We start from the raw sequence: 18,588 nt of genomic DNA, 5'->3' as shown, positions 1-18,588 counted from the left end.
TTAAGAGTTTCGCTATTTTACGAATCGAATAATCAAGTTCCAGGTATGTTTCTATTTTTACACGTTCTGATATGGTAAGATGGGTATAGCTCATAGCGATTCCTCCGTTTGAATGTTGGTGTGGTAACTACATTCTACACGAGGTCGTTATGGGCTTCCTTTATATTGACTTCTGGGTGTTGCACTTAATCTTACAATCCGTCATATAAATAAAAGTACCCTATAAGATAAACTTTTTAGTGTCTATCTTATAGGGTACTTTTAACTATAGGATAGACTTTTTTCAAAGTGTCTATCTTATAGGGTACTGTTTAAGTCCGAGAGGGCTCTTTTTATTTTGTTTTGTCCAAAGAAATCCTACATGATAAACTATACTTGTAACGTATCAAGAGAAATGGGGGACGACCGCCAATGAGTGCTTTAGTTAATCTGAGATCATTGAGAGATGATATGAGATCAAAAGGGGAAAATTTTGATATTTTTGATTTTAGCTATAATGGAAAAAGTTATTTTGTAATAGTGAAAGTTTTTGATCAAAAAGATAAACCAAAACACGCGCTTGTTAAATTAGTCTTTTTACGCGTTGAAGATGTAGCAGATAAATTTGAGGCGTGGGCAAATGTAAATGGGCTTGATAGAAAATCTAAAGACATTAGAAATTATTTCCACATCCCTTACCATGAAGGCGGTGTAAGTGATGCCCTTCAACGTTTATATAAAGCACTTGGCAGCAACATTCCGACTATTTTTAACAAAAAAAGAAAAGATGATAGTGATAAAAATGCCGCATTATCAAATTATGTTATATCTAGTGATCCAACAGATCCAAATAAAAAATATTGTTTTGGGGTAATGAAGACTGGTGGACGTAGTCCATTCAATGATGAAAAAACTCAATTATTAAGAAAAAATCTTTATATTGCATTAGGAGACATAAAAGAACTTAGTTTCCTTTACTCAACTGATCCAAGTAAAGAGAAAGATGATCCAACGATAATCCAAAATTACTATAGATAATGGTGGACAATTACATAGTAACTAAAATCGAGACAAACAGTGAGCAAAATAAAAGAGGCCAAAATGGTCTCTTTTTTGTGATTCAAGCTCCCTAGTCTCCGTTGCTTTTAAGGAATACTTGACGACAATCGCTGACAAACACATAACGATAAACAATACCATTAGCATTTCAATCAATGATACCAAATTTCTTGATAGTATCATTCTTGGTTATTCTTAAAATTTTCCATTAAAATTTTCCATTAAAATTTTTTACACAAATTTTAGATATCCAATATATACAAACTTATAGTATGCATCAAAGGGAGCATATCTCGATGAAGTTTGAGAGTTCATCAAAGAGATACATTATTAAAAAGAATATTTTTACAGAATTATATGAACGCCCTTTTCCGAAAGGGGTTGAGTTTATGTCTGTATCGAGTTCAATTTACACGATTATGTACAACTATAATGGAAACGTCATGACGCCAGGGACTGTTTATTTTAAAACGCCTCAAGGTATTAAAAAGGTTGTGATTACATTAGGACGAGGGAGATCGAGGGTTGAATGAATCTGGTTATTCATTTGTAGAAACGATTTTATCAGTAGTCATTGTCATGTTAGTATGCACGACATTAATACCGATTAGCTATATCTATGCTATTTTATGGGGAATTACCACGGCTATTTATCAGCGAAAAATATTCTAAATGTTTAGTAATGAAACGCTAAAGAATCTAATAAGGGATTGTAAAACTTTTATGAAAATTAAAGATATTATCGAAAAAAAGATACTATTTTATTATGCGCATGTAGCTTCGTTTCTAACCTGTTTTGATATTTTTTTAAGTTTATGTTCTTATTTAGTGGAAATTAGCAAGCTATCCACATTTTTATCGCAAAAAAAAAGTTTGGCAGGAAATTTTATAGCAAATTTTTAATTTAAGAAAAGGGCTTTTCTTGCGACAGGTTCCTATCTATACTAGGAACTAACGAATAGAGCGGTCATATTCGAATAAACCAGAAGAGGGGTGCGAATATGAAGAATTTTGAAACGGTTGTTGAACGAAAATGTGAGCAACTTTTACTAAAAGCCTATCATTTCGGTGCATCAGATTTATTATTAGTTCCAGAAAGCGTGCGATATCGTATTTATTTTCGCAAATATGATAAGCTCCTCCAAGCAGGTGAGTTACCAAACGATCTTGCGGAACGAATGATTTCCTTTTATAAATTTTCAGCGGCATTAGATATTAGCGAGCGGCGAAAACCCCAAAGCGGCTCCTTCCAAAAAGCTATGGAACAAGATCAATATGCCTTTCGTGTCTCGACACTTCCCTCCGTATTTTTAAAAGAAAGCCTAATTATCCGTCTACTTCTACAAAATCATGCATTCCCACTTACTTCCTTATCTTATTCTAAATATGCTGCGAACATGTTGATGGAACTAGTGAAATATCAACAGGGACTTTTATGTTTCACAGGTGCAACAGGCTCTGGTAAGTCCACATCCTTGTATTCTCTTATCCATTTTTGTTCGACAGAGCTAAATCGTCATGTCATTTCTTTAGAAGACCCTGTAGAAAATAACCAGGCTAATCTTTTACAGATTCAAGTAAACGAACGAGCTGGCGTTACATATGCTGCAGGTTTAAAGGCTATTTTACGCCACTCACCTGACGTTATTATGATTGGGGAAATACGTGATAAAGAGACTGCAAAAATCGCAATTGAGGCTTCTTTAACAGGTCATTTAGTGGTCTCTACCATTCATGCCAAGGATTCGGTAAATTGCCTTTATCGATTTCTTGACTTGGGTGTATCAATAGAAGAACTTCGTCAAACTGTGGTAGGCATTGTTGCTCAAACACTATTCCAATCACCAAAAATACAGGAAGAACGCCGTGCTTTGTTTGAAATATTAAGTGATGTCCATCTTCAAATGGCCATCAAAGCAATTATGCAAAAAACTAGCTATGAGCTACCACATAATTTAACACTTGCAGGTCAAAAAGAAGTAATAGAGAGTCAGCACTATGCGAATACGAAAGTTTATTGAAAGCATTTTGTTGGCTTACAATAAGGCAACAAAATGGCGAGTAAGGGAGCAAGCTCATTTTTTTAGTCGATTAAGTGTCTTAATGCAGGAAGGTTATTTATTCCCGCAGGCTATTTCTATACTATTACCTCATCATATTGAAGCGCATGAAGACATACAAAAGTTAATCAATGCAAAGCTGAGACAAGGAGTCGGTGTTTCAGGAGTGTTTGAAGCATTACAACTTCCAAAACAGCATTTATTAGCCATTACAGTTGCAGAAAACAATGGACATATGATTGGGACGTTAAAAGGCGTGGCAAAGCAAATGGCTTTGAGTGAAACGATGAAGAAAAAATTAATGAAGCTGCTCTTGTATCCAGTAGTACTCATTCTATTTTTGTTGCTGTTGTTTTTAGTATTTCGCACCGTATTTTTTCCTAATATAGAAAAAATGGTGACAAGTCGAACTGCCGGGGCAGAGGAGACAAGCATTGCTTTGTCAAAGGCATTATTGCATCTTCCCGATGCTTTAATGTTCGCAGGCATAGTGATGTTTTGTAGCATTTTGATTTTTTACCTTTATCTCAAACGACGTCCAATTGCTCGCCAGCTAAATATTATCTTAAAAACTCCTTTGATTCGGTTTTATATACGAATGTCTTTGACGAGACAATTTGCTGCTTATTTAGGTAGTCTGCTACAAAGTGGGTTTTCTTTACAGGCAAGTCTACAAATTTTGGAGGAGCAGCAACTTCAACCGTTTCTACAATATCTAGCGCGATGTATAAAAGATCGTGTTGTTTTTGGTGATACGCTAACACAAGCTGTTAAGTTGATGACAGTTTGGCAGAAGGATTTCTCGACATTTGTTGAACATGGAGAGCAAAGTGGTTATTTAGGAAAAGAGCTAGTACTGTACAGCGAATTATTGACGGAAAAGCAAGAGCAACTACTGCATAAAATCCTTGCTTTTGTGCAGCCTACCTTCTTTATCATTATTGCGATGTGCATAGTTGCCGCATATGTAAGTTTATTATGGCCAATATATCACATGATTGAACTAGTATAGGAGGATAATAATGAAACGTATAAAGCAGCAAGCGGGTTTTACATTGATAGAAATGTTAATTGTTCTTCTGATTATTTCCATATTAATATTAATTACAATCCCCAATGTTACAAAACATTTTGCTACTGTCGATGAGAAGGGCTGTAAAGCGTATGTGAGCATGGTGCAAGGGCAGGTAGAGGCGTATCGAGTAGATTTTATGGCTTATCCAACAATTCAAGATTTGGTAGAGAAAGGCTATTTGAAGAAGAATGAAACGACCTGCCCTAATAAAGAAGAGATTATGATAACTAAGGATGGGGAGGTACGATTGGCGAAAACTTCTACCGATACTGGTTCTAGTAACTGATGGATGTTATTAAAAGTGAGCGTGGCTATACGTTTGTTGAAATGCTAATGGTATTGTTTATCGTGATGTGTTTGTCAGCGATTGTCGTTAAGTATTCGTTAAAAGCAGCGGAGACTAGGGAGCTTGAGCAATTTTTCACACAAATTCAATTAGATATCCAATATATCCAAACTTATAGTATGCATCAAAGGGAATATATATCGATGAAGTTTGAGAGTTCATCAAAGAGGTACATTATTAAAAAGGATATTTTTACAGAATTATATGAACGCCCTTTTCCGAAAGGGGTTGAGTTTATGCCTGCATCGAGTTCAATTTACACGATTATATACAACTATAATGGAAACATCATGACGCCAGGGACTGTTTATTTTAAAACGCCTCAAGGCAATAAAAAGGTTGTGATTACATTAGGACGAGGGAGATCGAGGGTTGAATGAATCTGGTTATTCATTTGTGGAAACAATATTATCAGTAGTCATTGTCATGTTATTATGCACGACATTAATACCAATTAGCTATACGATGAAAACGACTCTTTATAACAAGAAGTTGGAAGTTATTGCAGCTGAAACGGCCTATGAAGGCTTAAAGCAATATCGCTATCTACAGCAAACGGAAGGCACTAAAACAATTGAAAATATAGAATTTCAGTGGTCTTTGAATGGACAAGGGATATGCGTAAGCTTTCAAAATACCCGAGAATTACGTAAAAAATGTATACAACTGACAGGTGAAGTCGATGAATGAGCGAGGCTATACATTATTAGAAGCGTTATTTCAATTAGTTGTTTTTGTGTTTATTGCCCATCTTGTTGTGTTCATCATGCTTTGGTTTGCAGAAATGAAAATAACGGTGTTATCTGATGAGCAATCAAAGTGGGAGCTTTTTGTTTATGATTTGAATATGTATGTAAATGATGTTTCATCATTTACGATTCGGAAAGATCAAAAGAGAATAACCTTCCAGGCAGCAGATACCATTCATCATATTGATTGTTATAGCAATATTATTCGTGATCAAGTAAATGGTGGTCATGTACCAATGCTAATTGGTATTAATAAATGCCAGTTCCAATATGAAAAAGATATGTTAACAGTAGCTGTTGAACTTCCAAGTGGTATCAAAAAGGAGCGAACTTTCTATGTTCCAGTTATTGAAAAATGACAGAGGGGCTATTTTTTTAATCGCAATTGCATTATTATTTTTTGTAACTACTTTTGTTCTTACGTATTGTACGTCTTATGAGATTCAGTTTCGAACATACGATGGCCTAGAAAAGCTGAATGTTCGAGCTACGGTAAATTTATTAGGACAAATTTTGTCAGACAGTGTAGAATCGTAGTTATAAGAAGGTGATTCGAATGCGAAAAATATATTTAGTGGGCTTTATGGGCTGCGGGAAAAGTGCGTTAGGAAGGCGTTTAAGTTATTTGTTAAAGATGCCATATTATGATATGGATCATGAGATTGTTAGGCAGCAGGGTATGACAATTCCACAGATATTTGAAAAATATGGAGAAGCACGTTTTCGAGAAATAGAAACAGAATTTTTGAAAAATTTCCGAGACGAAGCTTGTATTATTTCAACTGGTGGTGGAGTTGCAATCAATGCTGAAAATCGAAAAATAATGAGGCGCAGTGGACTCGTGTTTTTTTTAGATGCGACATTCGAAGATATTTACAAACGAATACAGCATGATCCGAACAGACCGATTGTACAGAGCTCGACGAAAGAGGAGTTAGAGCAGCTGTATCATTACAGAAGAAAGTTCTATCGTGAAGTAGGACATATTCAAGTGTTAACAGAGGGGAGAACAATCCGCCAAATTCTTGAGTATTTAGCATTCCAAGTTAAAAGGTTAAAAGGCGAACTATGATGCATTGTAGTGATTTAAACGTTCGTGTTTTAATATAAATTAAAAAATGATTGCCTTTTCATTGCAATTAATGTTAGGATATAGACAAATAAGTTACTTAATGTTCATTGAATACTAAATAGTACCAAGTTGAAACTTGGGCGGATGACTGTACGGGGAGAGCACGTGTAGACGTCACCGAAGGAGCAAGTAACAAAAAGTTATGAATCTCTCAGGTAAAAGGACTCGTATAAGACGCAACTCTGGAGAGAGCTGTAGTACAACAGCCACCAAAGGGGAAAGCCGGCTGATTGGCATTGTAGGTATGCGAGCCAGTCTGGTGTAACTTTCAGGTGCAAGGACAGAGAATCCCGAAAAGGGGTTCGTCTGTCTTTTTTAATGTCTAAATGTTTTACCTAATGTTGTTAGTTCCTCTTTTTGATGAACAAACAGGGAAAGCATGACTGTACAAATAAAAAAACAGACGAACTACTATCAGTAAAAATGTAACGAACAATAAGGGGGCAAAAACAATGACGAACGAATTACAACGTACACCTCTATTTGAAGAATATGCAACACATGGCGGAAAAACAATTGACTTCGGTGGATGGGAATTACCAGTGCAATTCTCTTCTATTAAAGAAGAGCATGATGCAGTACGTAATCGTGCTGGCTTATTTGATGTATCACATATGGGGGAGATTTTAGTAACTGGACCTAATTCACTAGAGTTTTTACAAAATCTTTTGACAAATGATATTTCCAAAATTGCAGTAGGTCAAGCGCAATATAATGCAATGTGCTATGAAGATGGTGGTGTTGTCGATGATTTATTAACGTATAAATTAGCAGACAATCATTATTTACTATGCGTGAACGCGTCAAATATTGAAAAAGATTATGAGTGGATGATGGAAAATCAACATCAATATGATGTGACGATCGACAACCAATCAGAGGCTTATGCACAAATTGCCCTTCAAGGTCCATTAGCAGAAGAAGTTCTTCAAACATTAACAGATACTGATTTACAAACGATTAAATATTTCCGTTTCCAAGCAGATGTTGAAGTTGCTGGTCATAAAACGTTAGTATCTCGTAGTGGTTACACCGGAGAAGATGGTTTTGAACTATACGGCTCTCCAGAAGATATTAAAGCATTATGGAGTAAAATCCTAGAGGCTGGAAAAGACAAAGGTGTAGTTCCTGCAGGTTTAGGCTGCCGAGATACACTTCGTTTTGAAGCAGGTCTTCCATTATACGGGCAAGAGCTATCAGCGACAATTTCACCCCTTGAGGCTGGTATTGGTTTTGCTGTGAAGTTAAATAAAGAGGATTTTAATGGTCATGATGCATTAGTGGCACAAAAAGAAAATGGGCTGTCACGTAAAATTGTTGGCATTGAAATGATTGATAAAGGAATTCCTCGTCATGGCTATAAAGTGTTGAAGGATGGTCAGGAAATCGGTGAAGTGACAACAGGTACACAGCTTCCTTCTTCTAAACGTAATGTTGGTCACGCATTAATTGACAGCCAATTCGCAACTATCGGAACTGAATTGGAAATCGAAATCCGTGGTAAGCACTTAAAGGTAGTAACAGTTGAAACACCGTTTTACAAACGTTCAAAATAATATTTGAAAAGAGGGACCTACATTTATGAAACATCGTTATTTACCTATGACGGAGCAAGATAAACAAGAAATGTTAGACGTAATCGGTGTATCCTCAGTTGATGAGTTATTTGGGGATATTCCAGAAAAAGTACGTTTTAAAGGCCTATATGATATTAAAGAAGCGAAATCTGAATCAGCTTTATTAAAAGAATTAACGGCAATGGCTGCGAAAAATAAAGATACAAATGCTAACGTATCGTTTTTAGGTGCAGGCGTATACAACCACTATAAACCGGTTATCGTGGACCATGTTATTTCTCGTTCAGAGTTTTACACAGCGTATACTCCATATCAACCGGAAATTTCACAAGGGGAATTACAAGCAATTTTTGAATTCCAAACGATGATTGCAGAGCTTACAGGTATGGATCTTGCAAACTCTTCTATGTACGATGGAGGAACAGCATTAGCTGAAGCGGGTATGCTTGCAGCTGGCCATACACGTCGTAAGAAAATTTTAGTATCTGAAACTGTTCATCCTGAGTATCGTGATGTCGTTGCTACATATGCATATGGTCAATCCATTGAAATTGTTACTGTTCCACAAAAAGATGGTGTGACAGATGTAGAAGCTTTAAAGGAATTAATGGATGACAATACGGCAGCTGTTATTGCACAATATCCAAACTTCTTTGGTCAAATAGAGGACTTACAAGTAATTGGTGATATTGCGCATGAGGCAAAAAGTTTATTTGTTGTATCTTCAAACCCACTTGCACTAGGAATTTTAACACCACCTGGTGAGCTAGGGGCTGATATTTGTGTAGGGGATGCACAGGTCTTCGGTATTTCTGAAGCATTCGGTGGTCCACACTGTGGTTTCTTTGCAGTAACAACGAAGCTAATGCGTAAAGTTCCTGGTCGTCTTGTTGGTGAAACAGTAGATGGTGAAGGTCGTCGTGGTTATGTTTTAACATTACAAGCACGTGAACAACATATCCGTCGTGATAAAGCAACGTCTAATATTTGTTCGAACCAAGCGCTTCTTGCACTTGCTGCTTCTGTAGCAATGACTGCTCTAGGTAAAGAAGGCGTTCGTGAAATGGCTACGCAAAATATCGCGAAAACTCGCTATGCTAAAAATGCCTTTGAAGCGGCAGGCTTCACAGTAGCATTCCAAGGTGCTCACTTTAACGAAATCGTTGTGAAGACAAATAAATGTGTGAAAGAAATTAATAAAAGCTTAATTGATAAAGGGATCATCGGTGGATATCCTTTAGGTCAAACATATGACTCTCTAAAAAATCACGTGCTAATCGCAGTAACAGAATTACGCACGAAGGAAGAAATTGATGCACTTGTTGCAGAAATGGGGGCTCTTAATGCATAACGAAAATCAATCACTCATTTTTGAAATTTCCAAAGAAGGTCGCGTAGGCTACAACTTAGAAGCACTTGATGTACCTGAGATTGATCTTGCAGATTTACTTCCTGCAAACTTAGTACGCGCTGAGGCAGCGGAATTACCAGAAGTATCTGAGCTTGATATTATGCGTCATTATACAGCACTTTCTCGTCGAAACCATGGTGTAGACTCTGGCTTCTACCCTCTTGGTTCTTGTACGATGAAATATAATCCTAAAATTAACGAGGCTGTTGCACGAATTTCTGGTTTTGCAAATGTTCACCCATTACAGGATGAATCAACAGTTCAAGGTGCGATGGAGCTTCTTTATGATCTACAAACTTCATTAGTTGAAATTACAGGTATGGATGAAGTGACATTACAACCTGCAGCAGGTGCTCATGGTGAATGGACAGCATTAATGATGATTCGTGCCTTCCATGAGGCAAACGGTGAAGGTCATCGTAATAAAGTTATCGTTCCTGACTCTGCTCACGGTACAAACCCAGCATCGGCAACGGTTGCAGGCTTTGAAACTATCACTGTTAAATCAGATGAAAATGGCTTAGTAGATATTGAAGATTTGCGCAAAGTAGTTGGTTCTGATACAGCTGCATTAATGCTAACAAATCCAAATACACTTGGTCTATTTGAAGAAAACATTATCGAAATGGCAGAGCTTATTCACTCTGTTGGCGGTAAAGTATACTATGACGGTGCAAACTTAAACGCAGTTATGAGTAAAGCACGTCCTGGTGATATGGGCTTTGACTGCGTACACTTAAATTTACACAAAACATTTACAGGTCCTCACGGTGGCGGTGGCCCAGGTTCAGGTCCAGTAGGAGTAAAAGCAGATTTAATACCATTCCTTCCAAAACCAGTTTTAGTAAGAACAGAGGAAGGAACATATCACTTCGATTACGAGCGTCCACAATCAATCGGACGTGTTAAACCTTACTATGGTAACTTTGGTATCAACGTACGTGCATACACTTATATCCGTACAATGGGTCCAGATGGCTTAAAAGCAGTAACAGAATACGCTGTACTAAACGCAAACTATATGATGCGTCGCCTAGAGCCATTCTACGATCTACCATATAACCGTCATTGTAAGCATGAATTTGTATTATCAGGTCGTCGTCAAAAGAAACTTGGCGTTCGTACTTTAGACATTGCAAAACGTCTGTTAGACTTTGGCTATCATCCACCAACAACTTACTTCCCATTAAATGTGGAAGAGGCATTAATGATTGAGCCAACAGAAACAGAATCTAAAGAAACATTAGATGCATTCTGCGATGTGATGATTCAAATTGCAAAAGAAACAGAAGAAAACCCATCAATCGTACAAGAAGCACCACATACAACAGTCGTAACTCGTCTAGACGAAACACGTGCTGCTCGTACACCTGTGCTACGTTACCAAAAAGCATAATTAATTGTATAAGGCATCCGATAAGTATTTAGATACTTATTGGACGCTTTTTTTTTATTCTTTTTTGATAGACATTAGCAATGTGACGGAAAGAAAACAGAGCGACGGAAGGAAGAACCGAAGCGACGGAAGGAAAGGTCCAAGCGACGGAAAAAAAGTCGAAAGTGACGGAAGGAAGAGCCAAGGTGACGGAAAGAAGGCAGGGCGACGGAAGGAAGAGCAGAAGCGACGGAAGGAAAGGTCCAAGCGACGGAAAGAAAGTCGAAAGCGACGGAAGGAAGAGCCAAGGTGACGGAAAGAAAACAGAGCGACGGAAGGAAGAACCGAAGCGACGGAAGGAAAGGTCCAAGCGACGGAAAGAAAGTCGAAAGCGACGGAAAGAAGAGCCAAGGTGACGGAAAGAAGGCAGAGCGACGGAAGGAAGAGCAGAAGCGACGGAAGGAAAGTCGAAAGCGACGGAAGGAAGAGCCAAGGTGACGGAAAGAAAACAGAGCGACGGAAGGAAGAACCGAAGCGACGGAAGGAAAGGTCCAATCGACGGAAAGAAAGTCGAAAGCGACGGAAAGAAGAGCCAAGGTGACGGAAAGAAAACAGAGCGACGGAAGGAAGAACCGAAGCGACGGAAGGAAAGGTCCAATCGACGGAAAGAAAGTCGAAAGCGACGGAAAGAAGAGCCAAGGTGACGGAAAGAAGGCAGAGCGACGGAAGGTAAGGTCCAAGCGACGGAAGGAAGAGCAGAAGCGACGGAAAGAAAACAAAATGATGGATAGAACCATCAAAGTGCCAGATAGGACTAGCAAAATGTCAGGAAAAATAAGCAACCCCACCCCACATTGTGCCTATCCCCACCATTCCATGTAGAACTACTATAAGATAACTATTTAATATAAGGGTGTATATTGATATACTTACATTAATTTGTATTTTAGTTAAAACAATTACATATTTCGCGTTGAATATGTAACAGATTGTTCGTAGTTTATGTGTTGAAAGGGATGATAGATCAAAAATGCAAGCGACGACTCAAATTGAATTGAGCTTACCGGCAAACAGTGTGTTGAACGATACATATAAAATAATAGAAGTACTTGCAACTAGTAAGTTGTCCTTTGTTTATATGGCGGAGAATATCAATGATGGAAATCAGCTAATTATTAAGGAGTTCTTTCCCAATGACATTGCTTTGCGGGATTTAGATAATAAAACAGTTATTAATCGTTTGCCTTCAACAAAGCAGAAATTCGAGGATTTAAAAGCTATTTTTCTAAATGAAGCATTAATTTTGCAGCAAATAAATCATCACAATATCGTCAAATATATTGACCATTTTGAGGAAAATGAATCGATTTATATCATTATGGAGTATTATGAAGGAACTTTATTAGATCAATATTTAATAGATTATCCTATTAATAATAGGGACCATTTGTACACAGGTGTATTCCTCCCTCTAATTGATGCTTTAAGCTATTTACATAAAAAAGGCATACTCCATCGTGACATTAAACCAAATAATATTATGATAGATTCTGAAGGTAATCCATATCTACTAGATTTTGGTTCCGCAATTTATTATAAAACTGCTGAAGATTATCAAATATTTACGAGTTCAGGATATTCCCCTCTTGAGCAATATTCAACTATTTCTGAGCAAGGTGTCTATACGGATATTTATAGTTTAGCAGCAACATTTTATTTTTCTTTGACAAATGTTATTTCACCTGATGTATCGCAGCGGTTAATAGAGGATAAAATTGGAGATGTAAGAACGTATAATAAAAAGGTGAGTATTCTTTTATCCAAAACCATCATGTGGGGGCTGGCAGTGCAAGCAAAGAAACGCTGCTCTTCACTAAAATATATGAAATTGGTAATTACTATTGAAGGTATTGTCAATAGGATAACGAACTATTTTAAGGAAAATAATTCTAAATGACCAAAAATTTAGGTAAAGTGATTCTATGTTATCATTTTACAGTTAAAGGTAAGAGCTTACGAAGCAACTTATGGGGTATGAAAAATACCCCATAAGTTGCTTTTTTAATAAAAAAGAATGAATGCATACGCATTTTTGATTAAAATAGCACAAATATATTAATGTATATTTTTTACCATTCACCCAGTTGCATACATATTATTTGCCAGAATATTCTAATGAAAATATTGACAATAAAATTGGATGTTGTATAGTTACTTTTGTGATACATAATGTCATCAGTGATGTAGAAGTAAGAAGCTTAAAATACAATTTTAGTTATAGTAACTGTAAATTTTTTATCTTTCGTTACCATTTTATAACTTAATAGTTAATTTCTATTTACTTCTCACTTGTGATTATGCTTACTCGAAATTCGTTACAAAAAGGAGGGATGGCTGTATAACTATACGGCCGACTGAATGGAGATTATTAGTCAAACAAACAGAACCATGCTCTTTGAGGAAATAAATCCGGAAAAAATGGATTTAATTACGCTTGTTGGAGATGTAAAAGGGATTGACAGTCTTAGTGATGAAAAAATCAAAGAAATCAATGAAAATCTTCTTGTCAAAAGCTTCGACGAGTTTTTAGATAAGTTTTCTCCAACGGTTTATTCATTCTACAATGCTGCTAACCAAAAGGTTATGTATACATTAAAGAAACCAGAAGGAATTCAAGATGACTGTATTTCTGAAATAGCAATTGATCAAAATAATGATTTTTTAAAGATGTTATTTACCCTCATTGATACGAAAAGAAGTCAGGGCATTGCGAATGTTGATTTTAAGTTTGAAAATTTGCTCGACATGATCTCTCCTAAAAAGGTTATGGACGACATTCGACAAGTCCGAAAAGAAATCCATTACCTATACGGTGAATATGACAAATTAGATGAAGGCGATCCAAAAAAATTGGATACAGGGGACAAGCTAAACCTGATGTTTGAAGTGGCAAGTAGAAATTACAACAATGTCATGGCGATGCTTCCTTTAGCAATTGAAGATATTAAAACGAGACTATTGTTAGGTGCTAATCAGGATGAAGATGAATCCGAAAAATTACAAATTGGGACGCTTTCAATTGGTGACAATGGTGAATTAAAAATCATTGAGGCACCACAAAATAATAGCTCTGAACTGATGGTTATTGAAGAAAATAGTAACTATGGTTTAAGCACAGTTTTTGAAGAGGACTATGAGGCGATTACAGAATCACCATCCTCTTATGTCAAAGATTTAGTCGTAAGAACCTTCTCTCCATTGCCAGCCGTGAGAGCTGAATTTGATGTAGAGACAGAGGTACAAAACTACAATACATACTTAGAATTCTATAAGGATGCTAAGGATGAATTTGTAAAAACAGTGAAGCCATTAGTTGAAAAACTATTAGGCGTAAAAATGTACTTTGATCAGTATGCAACTAAAAACAAAGGTATGCAGCCCTCGTTACTTGTAACGAACACAAAGTTAGATATGCTCGTTAAAAGTAATAATCTACCACGATTACGCACGTATTTAAATACTGTTAACTCCAAAAATGACTTTACAGATACGGTATGGTACGGAATTGTCCCTGCACTAGAACTAGAAGCTTCCGGAAAAATGAAAGTAAGCAGAGCTAGATTTAAAGGGAACGATAAAGTTGCGAAGCAAGATGGCAATACAATGGAATCGTTATCCATCCTTCTTGATACTGTGAAAGATTATAAAATACAAATTTTCTTCAACTTCATGGCAGAAGAAGAAACGACATTCAATGGAATTGCTACTGCAGGTATTGATCGCCTGATCGATAAATGCTCAGTGCTTATTAGAAAAGATTATAGTGAGTTTGCTATACCGTGTTTACCGAACTTCACTATTATTCCTAAAGATAAATCAGGTGTAATCATTGATACAAGAATGCAGACAACAGAAAATGGAGCGCGATTATCTAAAGAAAAAGAGGATATTTTAAAGCTTTGGATAGAGGGCGTTTATGTTGGTGCTAGCTATGTAGCGGCAGGTATTGTCTCTGCTTATCAATGTCCAGAATATTTGAAAGACTCTTTCAGAAACGTTCAGAGAAATTATCCTGGTGTACGCTTCGATATTGAAGCTGGTGATAACTCACTAAGAGCCGTTACAACAATGGCAAAAGAAATCTCAGGATTTACTAATAACATTAAAGATGCCATTAACAGCAGAAGCTTTGGCTTTGTATTCTCTTCAGAAAATGCACAGCTTCAAGATAAAGACATTAAACGCATTACAGTGTATAAAGCTAGAAGTCTAGCGATGGAGGAAGATGGATTCGATTCAATCTACAAAACTCAAGTTAGTACGTATATTGAAAGAATTTTACGATTCCAATCTGGTGACTTTAAACACGAAAATATCGTTCGATTCTTTAGTAATAATCCAAGTAGTCAAAAAAGTAAATGGATTAATGATAAAGGCTATGTAAACTCCGTTATTCACGATGGAGATGACATCGGCTACATTATCGATGAAAAAACAAGCACTTGTCAGATTGATTTAGTGTTTAACGGTAATGTGAAGAATCTTGAAGTCATGATTACAAAGGCAAGCAGTGCTGTTAAGGCCTAACAAGTTTACACATACACTCAAAAACTTTTTAAGTCGTATGTATAAGATTTATTCATAAATCTTTTAACATAAATAGAATTTTCCATAAATTGCAAGGTGAAAACATTACATATTCCTCCATGCTAATGCATCATGTATTTGCATTAGCATGGAGGAATGCATACAACTAGTTATTCATTTCACCTAAAGCGGTTTTTTGAGACGATTCAACAAATATTAGGAGGTACTAAAAATGGGTTTTGTATTAAAAGTAGAAGGATCAGAAGCAATTGAACTAGGGTTAGACAGCATTATGGCTGTTGAGTATGAAACAGATACTCCAGATGACTCTAACGCACGTTCTACAGATGTAGGAGCAACTTTAAAAATAAGAGGTAAAATCCTTACTGCAACTGATGGTGACAATTCTGATGATACGATGAAATTAGGATTATGGTCATTAGTACCAGCTGAAAAGGCTGACTGTTACCGTAAAGTAACTTTAGAGGTTGTTTCAGCTGATCAAGTAGTAAGAAAAATTCATTTCCCAAATGCTTTCGTCGTTGACTATTCAGAAAAGTATGGTGACACAGAAGGTATTGGTGAATTTTACTTATTCATTAAGCAAAAGAAAGACAAAACAGACTTGGCGAAAATCGAAGGCGGCTACGCTGTCTAAGATTTCTGCTTGATAGCTACTCCATATTATCTAAGGGACTTTCATAGTTCCTTAGATAATTTTGAATAATCCTAATAATGGGGATGAAAAATATGAAAACACACTATGCAACTTTAGGTGTCAGTAGAGATGCAACGCAAGAACAAATAAAACTCGCTTACCGAAAACTATCAAAAAAGCATCATCCAGATGTGAGCGGTGGAAGCAAAGAATCTGAAAAGATTTTTTTAGCCGTGACAGAGGCATATAAAGTACTGAAGGATCAAACTTCAAGAGAGGCATATGATGCTCGACTAGATGGGGCTGGTCAAGGTTGGAGTGCTGGAAACACAAATGAAAAACAGTCTGCCCGCCAACAGTCTACTGAAAAAAAGCCAGACTTTAATATGGACAATTTAGAAAAGAACTTTGAGCATTTTTTTGGTTTTAATCCTAAAACAAAGGAAATGTCGTCAACCCTTAATAAGAATGCAAAGAAAAATCCACTAGATACAACTGATTTATTTGAACGTTTTTTTAACAAGTAAAACGAAGCCATAGCTAGTATGAAGGAGTGTGATACCATGTATGACCAAAATTCAATGGATGCATACACTGAAAACCCAAAGAAACAAATGATTATAAAAATAATCGATATTATTATTGTCACAATCGCCTTCTTTTTCATTCTATACGTATTTGTCATGAATCAGGATGTTATTTTGAAAACAATTATTGGACTAATGCTGGTCATACTAGCAATTATTTATGGCTCTATAAAGTATGAATCAAGAGATACAAATTACAATGTGACAAATAAAAAAATTCGAAAATTAGTCCTCCTCAATGATCGAGGAGTTGAAATAGATGAATGGGAGATAGGTGACCAAACGTCATTACTTATTGGGAAAAGTTCAGCTGACAATAAGGCAGATATCGACTTAAGCGGTACAGAATATGAATCGCTTATTAACTATGAGCATGCCGTATTAAATAATGTTTCTGGAGTATGGTACATAGAGGATATTGATTCGGTAAATGGTGTTGGACTAAAAAAAGCTCATAAGCGCGTTAAAAACAGAATAAAACACGAAAACCCTTACCCAATAGGTAATGGAGACACGATATACATAGCAAATACACGAATTTTAGTGAAATAGAGACAAGTAAATTCGTAAACATAGACGGGGGATAGCGAAAATGAGTTTGATTAGATGCACAAATGGTCACATGTTTAGTTCCAGAAGACATAGAAATGTATGTCCGTATTGCAACGTAATGGTGGAACAGGAGCAAAGACCAAGCAGTCAGCAAACAGCTGTAGCAGAGCTAGATGATAAAACGATGCCATATCTCGGAGAAATGGATGGAATTGATCCGGTAACGGGATGGTTAGTTTGTATTGAAGGGCCTCAAATGGGTCGAGACTATCGAATTTTATCGGAAAAAAACTTTATTGGTAGAGCTGAGGATATGCACATTCGTATTGTTGGAGATAATTCGATTTCTCAGCGCAACCATGCAGTCATTGTTTATGATCCTAAAAAAAGAAACTTTTATCTACTTCCAGGAGATGCATCAGGCTTAGCCTATCTTAATAATGAAGCGATTTATACGCCAACGGAGCTTGCAGCATATGATGTGATTCAGTTAGGCAGAAGTATGTTTCTTTTTATTCCCTTATGTGGTGTTCACTTTGAATGGGAAAACAACAACAGTGAGGAATGATGACGAATGGATCAGAAACTACTGCCATACATAATTGCGCTTATTTTTATCGTTGTACTCATTGCATTATTAATCATTAGAAACATGCTTGCGCCACAAAATGAAAAAAACAAAGTAGCAATCGGAAATGGACAAACGATTGGCAGACGTGATGAGCAGGATGATTATTTCTCTACAGCTGAAACGAAAGATGGAACAATTGCTGTCCTAGCAGATGGCATTAGTGGCTTAGCAAACGGTAGAATGGCAAGTACGGTTGCTGTCAATACATTTATTGAAGAATTTAAAAAGCTTAGCGGTCTAAATACTTTAGAAAAATTTTTTAAGGAGGCCGCTTTTGCAAGTAATCATATGATTGTTGAAAATTTAAATGGCTCGAACGGTGGTACTACATTAGTGGCAGCCGTTATTGATGATAACGGATTTCTTCACTGGGGAGCCGTTGGAGATAGTGTCATTACCATTTTTCGAAATGGAGAATTTAAGGCCATTAATCAAAAGCATATTTTTGAATCAGTGTTAACTGAGCGATATATATCTGGTGAAATATCTCAGCTTGAGGTGCAGGAAAATCCTTTGAAAAAGAGACTTATCAATTATTTAGGGTATGAAGGCTTTAAAAATATGGATATAGGAAAAAGTCCGATTCAGCTAAATAGAGGGGATAAAGTATGTCTATTTAGTGATGGCGTCTATGATACTTTAACAGAGGTTGAAATGGAGAAAATTCTCTCTCAGCAAGCTACTCCCTATGATATTGCTCAAGACATGATAAAAGCCGTTGAACAAAAACGCTTAAAAAATCAAGATAATGCAACCATCGTTATTTTAGAAAAAACATGGTAATCATGTGTCTTTCAATGAGTCAGTAAA

General features: G+C 36.5%; 25 protein-coding genes and 1 riboswitch. Of the genes, 24 read left to right on the top strand and 1 reads right to left on the bottom strand.

Annotation, left to right across the window (positions count from 1 at the left end):
- The coding region (locus tag ACFCYJ_RS19020; RefSeq protein ID WP_376075857.1) for a helix-turn-helix domain-containing protein at positions 1 to 94 on the bottom strand (94 nt) is incomplete at its 3' end.
- Between the two features lie 317 nt (positions 95 to 411).
- Between ACFCYJ_RS19020 and ACFCYJ_RS19015 the strand changes: the two genes are divergently transcribed.
- From ACFCYJ_RS19015 to ACFCYJ_RS18900, 24 genes are all read left to right on the top strand, one after another.
- Complete coding sequence (locus ACFCYJ_RS19015) at positions 412 to 1,017, top strand: DUF6037 family protein (RefSeq protein ID WP_376075856.1); 606 nt, start codon at positions 412 to 414, stop codon at positions 1,015 to 1,017.
- A 317-nt stretch (positions 1,018 to 1,334) separates the two neighbouring features.
- Complete coding sequence (locus tag ACFCYJ_RS19010; RefSeq protein ID WP_376075854.1) at positions 1,335 to 1,571, top strand: hypothetical protein; 237 nt, start codon at positions 1,335 to 1,337, stop codon at positions 1,569 to 1,571.
- Positions 1,564 to 1,710, top strand: coding sequence for a hypothetical protein (locus tag ACFCYJ_RS19005; RefSeq protein WP_376075853.1), 147 nt, complete (start codon positions 1,564 to 1,566; stop codon positions 1,708 to 1,710). Before ACFCYJ_RS19010 ends, ACFCYJ_RS19005 begins: the two co-directional genes overlap by 8 nt.
- A 329-nt stretch (positions 1,711 to 2,039) precedes the next feature.
- Positions 2,040 to 3,059: a competence type IV pilus ATPase ComGA gene (comGA, locus tag ACFCYJ_RS19000; protein ID WP_376075851.1), complete on the top strand. Its 1,020-nt coding sequence runs from the start codon at positions 2,040 to 2,042 to the stop codon at positions 3,057 to 3,059.
- A complete protein-coding gene (gene comGB, locus ACFCYJ_RS18995; protein ID WP_376075849.1) occupies positions 3,037 to 4,110 on the top strand; it encodes a competence type IV pilus assembly protein ComGB in 1,074 nt (357 codons plus the stop codon). The genes comGA and comGB overlap by 23 nt, the downstream gene beginning before the upstream one ends.
- Before the next feature lie 10 nt (positions 4,111 to 4,120).
- Positions 4,121 to 4,459, top strand: coding sequence for a competence type IV pilus major pilin ComGC (comGC, locus tag ACFCYJ_RS18990; RefSeq protein ID WP_376075847.1), 339 nt, complete (start codon positions 4,121 to 4,123; stop codon positions 4,457 to 4,459).
- Positions 4,459 to 4,899 carry a competence type IV pilus minor pilin ComGD gene (gene comGD, locus ACFCYJ_RS18985; RefSeq protein WP_376075845.1) on the top strand — a complete coding sequence of 147 codons (441 nt, stop codon included), beginning with the start codon at positions 4,459 to 4,461 and terminating at the stop codon, positions 4,897 to 4,899. The genes comGC and comGD overlap by 1 nt, the downstream gene beginning before the upstream one ends.
- A complete protein-coding gene (locus ACFCYJ_RS18980) occupies positions 4,892 to 5,209 on the top strand; it encodes a hypothetical protein (RefSeq protein WP_376075843.1) in 318 nt (105 codons plus the stop codon). Before comGD ends, ACFCYJ_RS18980 begins: the two co-directional genes overlap by 8 nt.
- Entirely contained in the window at positions 5,202 to 5,627 is a 426-nt protein-coding gene (gene comGF / locus ACFCYJ_RS18975; protein WP_376075842.1) for a competence type IV pilus minor pilin ComGF, read from the top strand. Before ACFCYJ_RS18980 ends, comGF begins: the two co-directional genes overlap by 8 nt.
- Positions 5,605 to 5,805 carry a hypothetical protein gene (locus ACFCYJ_RS18970; RefSeq protein ID WP_376075840.1) on the top strand — a complete coding sequence of 67 codons (201 nt, stop codon included), beginning with the start codon at positions 5,605 to 5,607 and terminating at the stop codon, positions 5,803 to 5,805. The genes comGF and ACFCYJ_RS18970 overlap by 23 nt, the downstream gene beginning before the upstream one ends.
- 19 nt (positions 5,806 to 5,824) lie before the next feature.
- Positions 5,825 to 6,340, top strand: a complete 516-nt coding sequence (locus ACFCYJ_RS18965) for a shikimate kinase (protein WP_376075839.1) — start codon at positions 5,825 to 5,827, stop codon at positions 6,338 to 6,340.
- A gap of 144 nt (positions 6,341 to 6,484) precedes the next feature.
- Positions 6,485 to 6,577: riboswitch (glycine riboswitch) on the top strand.
- Between the two features lie 275 nt (positions 6,578 to 6,852).
- Positions 6,853 to 7,956 carry a glycine cleavage system aminomethyltransferase GcvT gene (gcvT, locus tag ACFCYJ_RS18960; protein WP_376075837.1) on the top strand — a complete coding sequence of 368 codons (1,104 nt, stop codon included), beginning with the start codon at positions 6,853 to 6,855 and terminating at the stop codon, positions 7,954 to 7,956.
- Positions 7,957 to 7,981: 25 nt separating this feature from the next.
- A complete protein-coding gene (gene gcvPA / locus ACFCYJ_RS18955; RefSeq protein WP_376075835.1) occupies positions 7,982 to 9,328 on the top strand; it encodes an aminomethyl-transferring glycine dehydrogenase subunit GcvPA in 1,347 nt (448 codons plus the stop codon).
- Positions 9,321 to 10,784 (top strand): aminomethyl-transferring glycine dehydrogenase subunit GcvPB, encoded by a 1,464-nt coding sequence (gene gcvPB, locus ACFCYJ_RS18950; RefSeq protein ID WP_376075833.1) that lies wholly within the window; start codon positions 9,321 to 9,323, stop codon positions 10,782 to 10,784. The genes gcvPA and gcvPB overlap by 8 nt, the downstream gene beginning before the upstream one ends.
- A 64-nt stretch (positions 10,785 to 10,848) precedes the next feature.
- The gene (locus ACFCYJ_RS18945) at positions 10,849 to 11,076 is read left to right on the top strand and encodes a hypothetical protein (RefSeq protein ID WP_376075832.1); all 228 of its coding nucleotides are present in this window, start codon (positions 10,849 to 10,851) and stop codon (positions 11,074 to 11,076) included.
- Positions 11,073 to 11,261, top strand: a complete 189-nt coding sequence (locus ACFCYJ_RS18940) for a hypothetical protein (protein WP_376075830.1) — start codon at positions 11,073 to 11,075, stop codon at positions 11,259 to 11,261. Before ACFCYJ_RS18945 ends, ACFCYJ_RS18940 begins: the two co-directional genes overlap by 4 nt.
- A gap of 99 nt (positions 11,262 to 11,360) precedes the next feature.
- On the top strand, positions 11,361 to 11,645 hold the full coding sequence (locus tag ACFCYJ_RS18935; RefSeq protein WP_376075829.1) for a hypothetical protein: 285 nt from the start codon (positions 11,361 to 11,363) through the stop codon (positions 11,643 to 11,645).
- A 148-nt stretch (positions 11,646 to 11,793) separates the two neighbouring features.
- The gene (locus ACFCYJ_RS18930; protein ID WP_376075827.1) at positions 11,794 to 12,720 is read left to right on the top strand and encodes a serine/threonine-protein kinase; all 927 of its coding nucleotides are present in this window, start codon (positions 11,794 to 11,796) and stop codon (positions 12,718 to 12,720) included.
- Positions 12,721 to 13,181: 461 nt separating this feature from the next.
- Positions 13,182 to 15,350: a transcriptional regulator gene (locus tag ACFCYJ_RS18925; protein ID WP_376075825.1), complete on the top strand. Its 2,169-nt coding sequence runs from the start codon at positions 13,182 to 13,184 to the stop codon at positions 15,348 to 15,350.
- 232 nt (positions 15,351 to 15,582) lie between these two features.
- The gene (locus tag ACFCYJ_RS18920) at positions 15,583 to 16,008 is read left to right on the top strand and encodes a membrane-associated protease 1 (protein WP_376075824.1); all 426 of its coding nucleotides are present in this window, start codon (positions 15,583 to 15,585) and stop codon (positions 16,006 to 16,008) included.
- A 92-nt stretch (positions 16,009 to 16,100) separates the two neighbouring features.
- The gene (locus tag ACFCYJ_RS18915; RefSeq protein WP_376075823.1) at positions 16,101 to 16,535 is read left to right on the top strand and encodes a J domain-containing protein; all 435 of its coding nucleotides are present in this window, start codon (positions 16,101 to 16,103) and stop codon (positions 16,533 to 16,535) included.
- A 36-nt stretch (positions 16,536 to 16,571) separates the two neighbouring features.
- Positions 16,572 to 17,147 carry an FHA domain-containing protein gene (locus ACFCYJ_RS18910; RefSeq protein WP_376075821.1) on the top strand — a complete coding sequence of 192 codons (576 nt, stop codon included), beginning with the start codon at positions 16,572 to 16,574 and terminating at the stop codon, positions 17,145 to 17,147.
- A 40-nt stretch (positions 17,148 to 17,187) separates the two neighbouring features.
- On the top strand, positions 17,188 to 17,715 hold the full coding sequence (locus ACFCYJ_RS18905; protein WP_376075819.1) for an FHA domain-containing protein: 528 nt from the start codon (positions 17,188 to 17,190) through the stop codon (positions 17,713 to 17,715).
- Positions 17,716 to 17,721: 6 nt separating this feature from the next.
- Positions 17,722 to 18,561 (top strand): PP2C family protein-serine/threonine phosphatase, encoded by an 840-nt coding sequence (locus tag ACFCYJ_RS18900; protein WP_376075817.1) that lies wholly within the window; start codon positions 17,722 to 17,724, stop codon positions 18,559 to 18,561.
- Positions 18,562 to 18,588 lie beyond the last annotated feature (27 nt).

Origin of the sequence: Lysinibacillus sp. NPDC056232 (genome assembly GCF_042267565.1) — a bacterium.
Classification (GTDB): Bacteria; Bacillota; Bacilli; order Bacillales_A; family Planococcaceae; genus Lysinibacillus.
Note: the sequence above shows the minus strand (reverse complement) of the source record. Positions and strands in the feature narration are given on the sequence as shown.

What these genes read in the sequence shown, in the direction of transcription:
- gcvPB (WP_376075833.1), top strand. Translation starts at nt 9,321, where the DNA reads ATGCATAACGAAAATCAATCACTCATTTTTGAAATTTCCAAAGAAGGT.
- ACFCYJ_RS19015 (WP_376075856.1), top strand. Translation starts at nt 412, where the DNA reads ATGAGTGCTTTAGTTAATCTGAGATCATTGAGAGATGATATGAGATCA.
- ACFCYJ_RS18915 (WP_376075823.1), top strand. Translation starts at nt 16,101, where the DNA reads ATGAAAACACACTATGCAACTTTAGGTGTCAGTAGAGATGCAACGCAA.
- comGB (WP_376075849.1), top strand. Translation starts at nt 3,037, where the DNA reads ATGCGAATACGAAAGTTTATTGAAAGCATTTTGTTGGCTTACAATAAG.
- comGC (WP_376075847.1), top strand. Translation starts at nt 4,121, where the DNA reads ATGAAACGTATAAAGCAGCAAGCGGGTTTTACATTGATAGAAATGTTA.
- comGD (WP_376075845.1), top strand. Translation starts at nt 4,459, where the DNA reads ATGGATGTTATTAAAAGTGAGCGTGGCTATACGTTTGTTGAAATGCTA.
- comGA (WP_376075851.1), top strand. Translation starts at nt 2,040, where the DNA reads ATGAAGAATTTTGAAACGGTTGTTGAACGAAAATGTGAGCAACTTTTA.
- gcvPA (WP_376075835.1), top strand. Translation starts at nt 7,982, where the DNA reads ATGAAACATCGTTATTTACCTATGACGGAGCAAGATAAACAAGAAATG.
- ACFCYJ_RS18925 (WP_376075825.1), top strand. Translation starts at nt 13,182, where the DNA reads ATGGAGATTATTAGTCAAACAAACAGAACCATGCTCTTTGAGGAAATA.
- ACFCYJ_RS18970 (WP_376075840.1), top strand. Translation starts at nt 5,605, where the DNA reads ATGTTCCAGTTATTGAAAAATGACAGAGGGGCTATTTTTTTAATCGCA.
- ACFCYJ_RS18930 (WP_376075827.1), top strand. Translation starts at nt 11,794, where the DNA reads ATGCAAGCGACGACTCAAATTGAATTGAGCTTACCGGCAAACAGTGTG.
- ACFCYJ_RS18905 (WP_376075819.1), top strand. Translation starts at nt 17,188, where the DNA reads ATGAGTTTGATTAGATGCACAAATGGTCACATGTTTAGTTCCAGAAGA.
- comGF (WP_376075842.1), top strand. Translation starts at nt 5,202, where the DNA reads ATGAATGAGCGAGGCTATACATTATTAGAAGCGTTATTTCAATTAGTT.
- ACFCYJ_RS18965 (WP_376075839.1), top strand. Translation starts at nt 5,825, where the DNA reads ATGCGAAAAATATATTTAGTGGGCTTTATGGGCTGCGGGAAAAGTGCG.
- ACFCYJ_RS18900 (WP_376075817.1), top strand. Translation starts at nt 17,722, where the DNA reads ATGGATCAGAAACTACTGCCATACATAATTGCGCTTATTTTTATCGTT.
- ACFCYJ_RS18920 (WP_376075824.1), top strand. Translation starts at nt 15,583, where the DNA reads ATGGGTTTTGTATTAAAAGTAGAAGGATCAGAAGCAATTGAACTAGGG.
- ACFCYJ_RS18910 (WP_376075821.1), top strand. Translation starts at nt 16,572, where the DNA reads ATGTATGACCAAAATTCAATGGATGCATACACTGAAAACCCAAAGAAA.
- gcvT (WP_376075837.1), top strand. Translation starts at nt 6,853, where the DNA reads ATGACGAACGAATTACAACGTACACCTCTATTTGAAGAATATGCAACA.
- ACFCYJ_RS19010 (WP_376075854.1), top strand. Translation starts at nt 1,335, where the DNA reads ATGAAGTTTGAGAGTTCATCAAAGAGATACATTATTAAAAAGAATATT.